Raw genomic sequence first — 3953 nt, forward strand, 5'->3', positions numbered from 1 at the left:
AGCATTTCCAGGTTGCCGCGTTCGCGCTCGCGCACCAGGGCCGAGGCGGTAAACAGCACCATGGTCATGGTCAGGATCACGCCGATCAAACCGGGCACCGTGTTCAGCGGCGCGCGCCGCTGGGGATTGTAAAAATTCACCACCGCGATACCCGGCGGCGCCGGACCAGCGCCAGGCAGCGGCGCGTTGACAAGCTGGCGCACGGCGGCCTGTACCGCCTGGTCCGAGCCGTCGACCACGATTTGTGCCGGCGGCCGGTCGCGACGTTCAAGCCGGGTTTCGAAGTCCGATGGAATGATCAGCGCGGCGCTGATGTGGCCGCTGCCGAGCCGTGCATAAACCTCCTGCGGCGTGTGCAACCGTTCGCGCAGGTTCAGCACCTGTGCGTGTGCCAGCAGCTGGGTGAATTCCCGCGAGCGGGCGGTGTTGGCCTGATCCAGCACGGCCGCGTCCAGCTTGCGCACGTCCAGGTTGATGGCGTAGCCGAACAGCGCCAGCTGCAGGATGGGAATGCCGACGATCATGCCGAAGGTGAGCCGGTCGCGGCGCAGCTGGCGCAATTCCTTGAGCACGATTGCACCCAGACGGCGCAGTTTCATGGCACTGGGGCCGCTGGACGGGCACCGTGCGTCGCGGCGACGAAGACATCCTCCAGATTTGGGTCGGTGACGGCGACGCGGGCTTCGATGCCGGCGTGTGCCAGGTGGGCGGTGACCCGCGCTTCGAGCGCCACGTCGTTGACCGCCATGACCCGAAGGGCGGCGCCGATCTGCGCCAGCGCCAGCACGCCCGGCATGTGTTCCAGTGCGCGTTGCGCCGCCCGGGGCTGCGCGCAATGCACCAGCAGCGTGGTCCCGGGCAGGGCCGCCATCAGCGCGCCCGGGGTGCCGTCCGCGACCAGCCGGCCGCGGTCGAGGATGGCCAGGCGCGTGCAGCGCTCGGCCTCGTCCATGTAGTGGGTGGAGACCAGTACCGTGGTGCCGGCATCCGTCAACTCGAACAGCGCGTCCCAGAATTCCCGCCGCGATTGCGGGTCCACCGCGCTGGTAGGCTCATCCAGAAACAGCAGCTCGGGCTGGTGCAGCACCACGCCGGCCAGCGCCAGGCGCTGTTTCTCCCCACCGCTCAAGCTGCCGGCCAGCTGGTCGCGGCGCGCGCCCAGGGCGTAGCGGTCCATCACCTGCGCGATACGAACCCGGGCCGCCGCCCGCGACAGCTCATGCACGGCGGCCAGAAACTCCAGGTTCTCGTGAACGGTGAGATCCTCGTACAGGGTGAAGCGTTGCGTCATGTAACCGATGCGGCGTTTGAGTGCTTCGGCCTGCTCGGGCAGGCGCAGACCGAGCACCTCGATCTGGCCGGCGCTGGGCAGCAGCAGCCCGCACAACATGCGTATCGCCGTGGTCTTGCCGGAACCGTTGGGGCCAAGAAACCCGTACACCTCGGCGCGCTGGATGCTCAGGTCCAGGCCGTCGACGGCCAGCACCTTGCCGAAGCGCCGCTGCAGGCCGCTCGCCCGGATGATTGGCGATTCAGTCGCGGTGATCATCGGCCAAGGGCTCGGCCTGCACCATGAGTCCGGCCGGCAGTTCTCGCGCCTCGGGGCCATCCAGCACCAGCTCGCTCCGGTAGACCAGCCGGCTGGCGTCGTCGCCCGCCAGCGCGAAGTACGGGGTGAAGCTCGCCTCGCTGGCAATGCTGCGCAACCTGGCCGTGAAGGCTTCGGCTACGCCCTGCACCTGGACCCGGAAGCGCGCGCCCTCTCGCAGTCCGGCGCGGCGGGTGGCGGGCACATAGACCCGCGCATACGGCGCTTCGCCGACCAGCAAGCTGACCACCGTGGCGCCGATGGGTGGCTGGTCGCCCGGCTTGAAGGGCAGTGCATCCACGCGTCCGGCGCGTGGCGCGCGCAGGGTCAGGCGCGCGCGGGTGAGCTCGCGCTCGCTTAATTGCGCTTGCGCACGGGCCAGCGTGGCGCGCGCCAGCGCCACTTGCTCCGCGCGCGTGCCGCGCGTCAGTTCGCGCAACTGCGCCGTGGCCACGCGCGTGGCGGCCCGCGCCCTATCGCGGGCGGCCCGCGCCCGATCGAGTTCCGCCGGGCTGGCCATGGCACTGGCGCGCAGCGCCACAATGCGCTCGTACTGTTGCTGCGCTTCGCGCTGCGCCGCGGCGGTTTCCGCCTGGCGCGCGTGGGCGGCGTCCAGTGTCTCGGGCCGCGCGCCGTGCAGCGCCTCATCCAGCTGTGCCCGCGCCTGGGCAAGTTCAGCCTGCAGGCGGCCAATGCTGGCATCCATGCGGCCCGGGTCCAGTACGGCCAGAATCTGCCCGGCCTGCACCGTGTCACCCTCGCGCACAGCCAGGCTCAGGACCGGCTCGGACACCTCCGCGGGCAGTGCGATGCGGTCCCATTCCAGCGTCCCTGGCAAGGGCTCGGGACCATTTGAACAAGCCGCCAGCAGGATCGCGGCCAGCAGCGTTGCGCCTCGTCGCAGGCACCCAAAAATAGGGTCAGGCTCACGACCGTTCACGGTGCCTCCGCAGCGGGTGCCAACCCCGGCGCCAACAGCGCCAGGGTGTGGCGCGTGAGCGCGGCTGTATCGATATCGGCCGCGCCAAACAACATTCGCCAGATCGGTGCCGCCGCCAACGGGAAGATTGTCAGCCCGACCAGCGACACCACCAGTAGCCGGGGATCGAGCTGCGCGTTAAGCGCCCCGGCCGCTTGCGCGGCCGCGAACCGATCAGCCAGAAGGCGCGGCGCCAGCGGCGCGATCCGGTCCATCAGCAGTGGACGCAGGCTGCCCCCCTCCAGCAGGATTTCGCGCGCCCACAGCGCCGGCAGCCAGGGTGCTTGCGCCACCACGCCGTGAAAGCCTTCCACGAAGGCGGTCACCAGGGCGTTTACATCTTCTCCGGCCGAGGCCAGGCGCCGGTGCAGGGTTTCCAGAACCGGCAGCAAGCGTTCCTCGATCACGGTCTGGACCAGCTGCTGCTTGTTGCCGAAGTAGTAATGCGCCAGCGCCGGGGTGACACCGGCTTCGGCGGCGATTCCGCGCAGGGTTGTCGCGGCAATACCCTGACGCACAAAGCCAGCCAGCGCCGCTTCGATCAAGCGCGTGCGCTGGTCCGGCTCGGCCGGGTCAGCGGCTGGTCGACCGGGCCTGCGACCGGCTCGGCGCTGACCGGGAGGGTGATTTGCGGGGTCTTTGGGCGTCATGCGCTATTAATAACTTATTGGATAATTAATTTCTACCTCGGAGCTTGGCCTTGTGGTGGGAGGTCATACGGTGGGAGCTGGCGGGTTGGGGTCAGCGGCATCCGCCGTCAGGGTAAGCAGAATGTCCGCATACCACGCGCAGTTAAGGCCCAGCGACTCGTCGAGCTTCAGGTCCCGGTTACCGATATCCATGCGCGAGGAGTGCACGCCGAGCAATTTCCACGGCAGCGATGTGTCATTCGACGCGTTGCGCATGACCACCGGCGCGCCGCTGGTGCCGCGGTGGGTACGGGCGTCAGTCAGGAAATAGCCCTGGCCCTGGAAGCGCAGCCCGAAGGAGGAGGCGATCACCGCCTGGCGCACCACCGGCAGGTGATGCACGGTGTCGTGAAAGCCGAGCGGAAACCCGACTACCAGCACCGACGTGCCAACTTCCACGTCCCGCAGCGAGCTTTGCAGGTGCGCGGGCGTGAAGAAGCGCAGCGGCACCGAGGCCGGCAGGACCGTGCGGTCGAGTTCGATCACCGCCACGTCAATGTCGCCGCCGGGATCCTTGCCCTGGCGCCAGACCGACTTGCCGTCACGAAACAGCAGGATCGACAGCACACTCGATGCCACCAGATTTTGCGCGTCGGCGTGGAACTCGATTTCGAGACGGTCGGGGTTATGGTCGCTGGGCGTGTCGATCACCACATGCCGGCTGGTGACCAGGAATACGCGCCCGTCGCGCTCGAAG

The 3953-nt window shown here is 68.6% G+C and carries 5 protein-coding genes; all 5 read right to left on the reverse strand.

Annotated elements, in window-relative coordinates; genetic code table 11:
• Positions 1-599: ABC transporter permease (locus ABZF37_RS13820; RefSeq protein ID WP_372720907.1), on the reverse strand; the 599-nt coding region annotated here is incomplete at its 3' end.
• Positions 596-1522, reverse strand: a complete 927-nt coding sequence (locus ABZF37_RS13825; RefSeq protein WP_372720915.1) for an ABC transporter ATP-binding protein — start codon at positions 1520-1522, stop codon at positions 596-598. The genes ABZF37_RS13825 and ABZF37_RS13820, both read right to left, overlap by 4 nt.
• A gap of 10 nt (positions 1523-1532) precedes the next feature.
• Complete coding sequence (locus ABZF37_RS13830) at positions 1533-2528, reverse strand: HlyD family secretion protein (protein WP_372720909.1); 996 nt, start codon at positions 2526-2528, stop codon at positions 1533-1535.
• Positions 2525-3217: a TetR/AcrR family transcriptional regulator gene (locus ABZF37_RS13835; protein ID WP_372720911.1), complete on the reverse strand. Its 693-nt coding sequence runs from the start codon at positions 3215-3217 to the stop codon at positions 2525-2527. The genes ABZF37_RS13830 and ABZF37_RS13835 overlap by 4 nt, the downstream gene beginning before the upstream one ends.
• A 63-nt stretch (positions 3218-3280) precedes the next feature.
• A partial coding sequence (locus ABZF37_RS13840) for a serine protease (RefSeq protein ID WP_372720913.1) occupies positions 3281-3953 on the reverse strand: 673 nt, incomplete at its 5' end.

This window comes from Immundisolibacter sp. (genome assembly GCF_041601295.1).
Classification (GTDB): Bacteria; Pseudomonadota; Gammaproteobacteria; order Immundisolibacterales; family Immundisolibacteraceae; genus Immundisolibacter.